We start from the raw sequence: 5,731 nt of genomic DNA on the forward strand, positions 1-5,731 counted from the left end.
CCCATCTCCTGGCTGATCTGGACGATGCCCTTCTGGTCGGCGTCGCGGATCACGGGCACCACCAGGCCGTTGGGCGTGTCGGCGGCAAAGCCGATGTGGAAGTAGTTCTTCATCACCAGCTGGTCGCCGTCGAGCGAGCTGTTGAACTCGGGGAACTTCTTGAGCGCGGCCACGGCGGCCTTGATCATGAAGGCGAGCATGGTGACCTTGACGCCACTCTTCTCGTTCTCTTGGTTGAACTGCACGCGGAAGGCTTCGAGGTCGGTGATGTCGGCATCGTCGTGGTTGGTGACGTGCGGGATGACCACCCAGTTGCGGTGCAGGTTGGCACCGCTGATCTTCTTGATGCGCGAGAGGTCTTTGCGCTCCACCGGGCCGAACTTGGCGAAATCGACCTTGGGCCAGGGCAGCAGGTCAAGGCCCACGCCCGACCCGCCACCGCTGACGGCGGGTGCCTTGGCTGCCTGCACCTTGGTTTGTGTTGCGCCGCCCATCACCGCCTTGGTGAAACCCTGGATGTCGTCTTGCGTGATGCGACCCTTGGGGCCAGTGCCCCTGACTTCGTCGAGCGGCACACCGAGTTCGCGGGCGAATTTGCGCACCGAGGGGCTGGCGTGTGGCAGGCCGGCAGCGGGCGTGCCGGGCTGGTGCGCGGGCACGGAGGCAGAGGCGATAGCGGTTGCGGGGGGCGCAGCCGCTGCCACAGCGGCGGCAGGAACTGGCGCTGCTGATGCGGCCGGTGCGGCTGGAGCAACCGCCGCTGGCGCATTGCCCGCCGAGCCTTCCAGCACGGCCACAAGGTCGCCGATGTTGACGGTGTCGCCGATCTTGACCTTGAGTTCCTTGATCACGCCCGCAGCGGGCGAAGGGATCTCCATGGATGCCTTGTCGGATTCGACCGTGAAGAGCGATTGCTCCAGCTTGACCGTGTCGCCGGGCTTGACCAGCAGCTCGATCACGGCCACGTCCTTGAAGTCGCCGATGTCGGGCACGCGCACTTCGATGGTGCCGACAGGCGCCGCTGCGTCGGGCGCCGGTGCAGCAACGGGAGCGGCGCTGGGCGTCGGTGTTTTTGCGGCTTTTTCCATATTGGCGGACGCTGGTGGCTGGCAACGTTGGTTTTTCATCTTTATGGGTGTTTTGGTGTTACTGCCAATAACGCTTCTGTGCCTGCTTCGCAAAATCGACCCTGCTGAATGTTGGATCGGTGCGGGTGTCGTGGCAGGCGGTGGCAGCAATTTGATTGACCGTATCCAGACAGGTGCCGTCGTGGATTTTCTCGATGTGCACTGGAGGGCGCTTCATTGGCCAGCCTTTAACTTCGCTGACATGTTCATTGTCTGTTCCATGGTTGCCTGGTTTGGGCTCACCATCATCATTTCAAAGCGTCAATCCCTTGGCCTAAGTAAGGATGGCCTATGAAGTCCGTATGGCCACTTCTGCTTGCCGCTTGGCTGCTCGCCACGTTGTCAACTGCAGGAGCTATCTTCATTGGTGAAGTCATGATGATGACACCCTGCACATTATGCTGGTACCAGCGCATAGCGATGTTTCCCCTGGCCGTCATTCTCGGGATGGCTACTGTTTGGTATGGACTCTTTTACGGCAATGGGAGTTACTGAGCTCGCCCATTTTGCTTTTCCACTATTTGTTGCAGAGCCCAATGGCTACTTCCCGGGCATGGCGAGTGTTGTTGTTTTGGCGCCGGTAGCATGGTGGGGAATGTGGAGGCTGTCTGGCCGCCACGCCGACACTTCGCCATCTGCATGACATATGTTGCAAGCTGTATGCAGAGCACAGGCCAAGTCAGCTGCACCTACGCCCCGCACAGCGTTTCCTCGGTCATTTAACTTGCACGCGTCATCGGTTTACCCCTGTAGGCAAGCAAGCGCAACGCATTCACCACGACGACCAGCGTCGAGCCCTCATGGAACAGGACCGCTGTGGCAATACCCAAGCCAAAAATCGTGGCGGGAATCAGTACCACCACAACGCCCAGGCTGACCCACAGGTTCTGCTTGATGATGCGGCTGCTGCTACGCGACAAGCCCACTGCAAAGGGCAGTTGTGCCAAGTCGTCCGCCATGAGTGCCACATCCGCAGTCTCTAGCGCCACGTCAGAGCCGGCAGCACCCATGGCGATGCCCACCGTAGCGTTGGCCATTGCCGGGGCGTCGTTAACGCCATCGCCAACCATCGCCACCTTGCCGTGTTCTGCGCGCAGCTTCTGGATCGCCTCCACTTTCTGCTCGGGCATGAGGTCGCCGCGCGCCTCGGTCAGGCCTACGGTCTTGGCCACCGCGTCGGCCACCTGCTGGTTGTCGCCCGAGATCATGATCAATTGCTTGATGCCCAATTCGCGCAGCTCCGCCATCACCTGCGCCGCTACGGGGCGCGGTGTGTCCATCACGCCCAGCACGCCGAGAAAGCGCGAACCTTGGCGCACAACCATCGTCGTGCGGCCGTTGGCAACCAATTGTTTGTTGGCCTCTTCCACCGCTGCAGGCAGGGCCGAATCCGACAGTTCCGAGAACAGCACCGGCTTGCCGATGTGAACGGTTTGCCCATCCACCAGCGCCTGCACACCACGCCCGGTAATGCTTTTCACGTCGGCTACGGTCGCGGGCTTTATGCGGTCTGCCAAACGCTCACGCGCGCCTGACACCACGGCCAGCGCCAACGGATGGTCGCTTTGCTCCTCGACCGCCAGGGCCACCGCCAGCAACTCGTCTTCGGTAACGCCCGGGGCCGGTACGGCGTCGGTGAGTTTGGGTTTGCCTTCGGTCAGCGTGCCGGTCTTGTCAAAGGCGATGCTGGTGAGCGAACCCAGGTTCTCCAGTGCGCCGCCACCCTTGATCAGCACCCCGCCGCGTGCGGCCCGCGCCACGCCACTGAGCACGGCGCTGGGCACTGAGATCGCCAGTGCGCAGGGACTGGCCGCCACCAACACAGCCATGGCCCGGTAGAACGTGGCGGCGAACGGCTCGTCGATCACAAAACCAGCGAACAACAGGATCACCACCAGCACCAACACAGAAGGCACGAAGATGCGCTCAAAACGTTCGGTGAACTGCTGGGTTGGTGAGCGCTGGGCCTCTGCCTCGGTCACCATCTTGACTACCCGTGCCATGGTCGATTGCTCGGCACGCCGCGCCACCATCACCTCAATGGAACCGCTCCCGTTGATCGTGCCGGCAAAGACGCGGAACTCGGCGCCCAGCTTGTCAAACGCTGCGAGTGCGGCCTTGGCGTCACTCGTAGCGCGCTTGTCCACGGGCACGCTTTCGCCGGTGACTGGCGCCTGGTTGACGCTGGTTGTACCGACGACCACCACGCCGTCGGCTGGTAGCCGTTCGTTCGGCTTCACGATGACTACATCACCCAACTGCAGTTCAGCGACTGGAATGGTTTGCGTGTTGCCGTCGCGACGCACGATCGCAGTGTCGGGTGCGAGTTCGGCCAAAGCCTCGATGGCTTTGCGGGCGCGGCCCATCGCGTAGTGCTCCAGCGAATGGCCGATACTGAACAGGAACAGCAATAACGCACCTTCGGCCCACTTGCCCAACGCAGCTGCGCCAATGGCTGCGACAAGGGTGAGGGTGTCAATCGCAAAGCGGCGCTCGCGCAAGTTCTCGAAGGCCTCGATGGCCGTGAACCAGCCGCCAAACAAGTAGGCGGCGATGTACAGCGCCGTTGGCAACCAGTCGGGGCCGATTTCGCGCCACTGAAGCAACCAACCAATTGCCAAAAATACGCCGGCGAGGATCGCGAAGATCAGTTCCGATTTCTCTCCAAACGGACCGCCCGAAGCATGGTCATGACCCGCGTGCTTATCGTGGGGCGGGGTCGGCTCAGGCGCAGATAGCGGCGCGTTTTGGGTCCGCGGCAGCACAGGTTCAGTCATGGATATTCCTTGGATAGGGTTGCATCAACGATGGCTTGCGCCTCGCTGAGGATGGCTTGCAAGTGGGCGGGGTTGATGAAGCTCTCGGCGTATATCTTGTAGATGGCTTCGGTGCCGGATGGTCGCACTGTAAACCATCCATTGGCAGTGTTGATCTTGATACCGCCTATGGGTTCGCCATTGCCGGGGGCATGGCTCAAGATACTGTCTATTCTCTCCCCGGCAAGTTCCGAAGCGATTATCTGCTCGGGTGCCAGTGCGGCCAACCGCTGCTTCTGCTGTGCCGTCGCAGCCGCCTCAAGTCGGCGGGCCACGGGACTGCCGAACTCATCGGCTAGATTCTCATAGTGCAGAGCGGGGTCGCGGCCCGTTCGCGCCAACATCTCTGCAGAAAGCAACGCAGCAACGGATAGGAAATTCAACCGCATGAGGCCAAGTATGGCACGAGTTTTGGGCCTCGAAACACGTTCGGCCAAGGAAGGTTGAGCGCTCGCTTGCCGCTCAATGGCAAGAGCTTGGGAGGCAGTATGCATTTGGGCCTGGCGCGCGTGCAGCTGCTTCCCCGCAGCGATGGATACCGCCGCTTCACTGGGTCACCAATTGACGCGCTGGTCTACCTCGTCGGGTTGAGCTGCCAGATCCCAATCCGGCTCGCCTTGCGCACCATCATCCACCGGCGCGTCGCAGCCCTCCCACAGCGGTGGCCCGCGTGCCGGGGTGATGTGCGGGGGGGCAGACTCCACCCCGATGTGGTTCAGGATGTGGCGGATTTCGGCGCTGTGGGTGATGAAGGCAATGATGCGCATCTGCCCACCGCACATGGGGCACAGCAGCGGAAATGCCTCGTAGATGCGGGCAATCAGCACCGCCCACAAGTAATGCGCCGCTCGCTTCGGGCGTGCTTCAGGTTCGGGTGTGGGTGTGGCCGCGTTGCCCGGCGCCGCCACCCCAGGTACGCCCGCGCCAGGTTGTGCAGTCTCCACCGTGGCTGGTTGCGACGCAGCAGGCTGGGCCAGCGCCGTTACCGCCGCTCTCAGCGGCGAGTTGGGTGCCAGCACACCAAAGTAGCGGTGCCGGTGGGTGCGTGGCGGTGGCACCAGCGCGGCGATGCGGTCGATCAGTTCCAGCGGTGTGAGGTGCAGCTCATCTGCCTTGGCACCACGCTTGTCACTGGTGGGCTCGCTGCGCTGTTTGGCACAGCGGTACACCAGTTTGCTTCCCTCTTTGCGTAGGCGCTCCATGGAAAACGGTGGACGCGCGCAATAGCGCAGCAGCCGCTCCAGCGCAGCGCGGTCGTGGGCTTCGATGCACACCCCCGCATCCACCGAGAAGCCGCTGTGTTTGTAGCCCAGCATGTCTTTGGCGTCACAGTTCTCCAGCAGGCCCCGAGCAACGAAGGCGCGCAGGATGCGTTTTTGCAGTGTGGTCTGCACTGGGGCCACGGTAGCCGCATCGATGNGGCGTCACAGTTCTCCAGCAGGCCCCGAGCAACGAAGGCGCGCAGGATGCGTTTTTGCAGTGTGGTCTGCACTGGGGCCACGGTAGCCGCATCGATGCCGGTGGCCGCGTGAAAGATGACACCCGGCGATGAGATTCGAGGGGTCGCATCAGCATCGCCCTCGCCCTCCACTTCCTCAAACACCCCGTCCACCACACAAACGTGGAAGTGGACGTGTTCATTGAGGCTGGAGCCGAATCGGTGAATGAAGGCGATGGCACCGATGTGCAGGCCTGCCTTGTCCATATGGGCCGCACCGGGGCTGTGGGTCTGCAGAGTTTGTGCGATCACCCGCAGAAAGATGCGCAGCACCATGCTCAGCACCGCTC

Annotated in this window: 5 protein-coding genes and 1 pseudogene; 1 reads left to right on the forward strand and 5 read right to left on the reverse strand. The window is 62.2% G+C overall.

Translation table 11 applies throughout. From position 1 onward, the window contains the following. Together J8G26_RS18840 and J8G26_RS19500 are read right to left on the reverse strand one after the other, a co-directional pair. Positions 1–1,088: 2-oxo acid dehydrogenase subunit E2 (locus J8G26_RS18840; protein WP_246881483.1), on the reverse strand; the 1,088-nt coding region annotated here is incomplete at its 3' end. Between the two features lie 58 nt (positions 1,089–1,146). Then, positions 1,147–1,290 (reverse strand): hypothetical protein, encoded by a 144-nt coding sequence (locus tag J8G26_RS19500; RefSeq protein ID WP_246881480.1) that lies wholly within the window; start codon positions 1,288–1,290, stop codon positions 1,147–1,149. Positions 1,291–1,418: 128 nt separating this feature from the next. On the opposite strand from J8G26_RS19500, the gene J8G26_RS18850 reads away from it, so the two are divergent. Beyond that, the gene (locus J8G26_RS18850) at positions 1,419–1,622 is read left to right on the forward strand and encodes a disulfide bond formation protein B (RefSeq protein WP_210570772.1); all 204 of its coding nucleotides are present in this window, start codon (positions 1,419–1,421) and stop codon (positions 1,620–1,622) included. 224 nt (positions 1,623–1,846) lie between these two features. Here J8G26_RS18850 and J8G26_RS18855 read toward each other — a convergent pair whose 3' ends face one another. The 3 genes and pseudogenes from J8G26_RS18855 to J8G26_RS18865 form a co-directional block, all read right to left on the reverse strand. Continuing rightward, positions 1,847–3,892: a heavy metal translocating P-type ATPase gene (locus J8G26_RS18855; protein ID WP_349238342.1), complete on the reverse strand. Its 2,046-nt coding sequence runs from the start codon at positions 3,890–3,892 to the stop codon at positions 1,847–1,849. A gap of 8 nt (positions 3,893–3,900) precedes the next feature. Next, positions 3,901–4,332, reverse strand: a complete 432-nt coding sequence (locus J8G26_RS18860) for a hypothetical protein (RefSeq protein WP_246881482.1) — start codon at positions 4,330–4,332, stop codon at positions 3,901–3,903. A 165-nt stretch (positions 4,333–4,497) separates the two neighbouring features. Next, positions 4,498–5,731: pseudogene (locus J8G26_RS18865) on the reverse strand (transposase); the annotation flags it as partial.

The sequence above is a fragment of the Acidovorax sp. JG5 genome, assembly GCF_017939685.1.
Taxonomy (GTDB): Bacteria; Pseudomonadota; Gammaproteobacteria; order Burkholderiales; family Burkholderiaceae_C; genus Acidovorax.

What these genes read in the sequence shown, in the direction of transcription:
- J8G26_RS18850 (WP_210570772.1), top strand. Translation starts at nt 1,419, where the DNA reads ATGAAGTCCGTATGGCCACTTCTGCTTGCCGCTTGGCTGCTCGCCACG.
- J8G26_RS18860 (WP_246881482.1), bottom strand. Translation starts at nt 4,332, where the DNA reads ATGCGGTTGAATTTCCTATCCGTTGCTGCGTTGCTTTCTGCAGAGATG.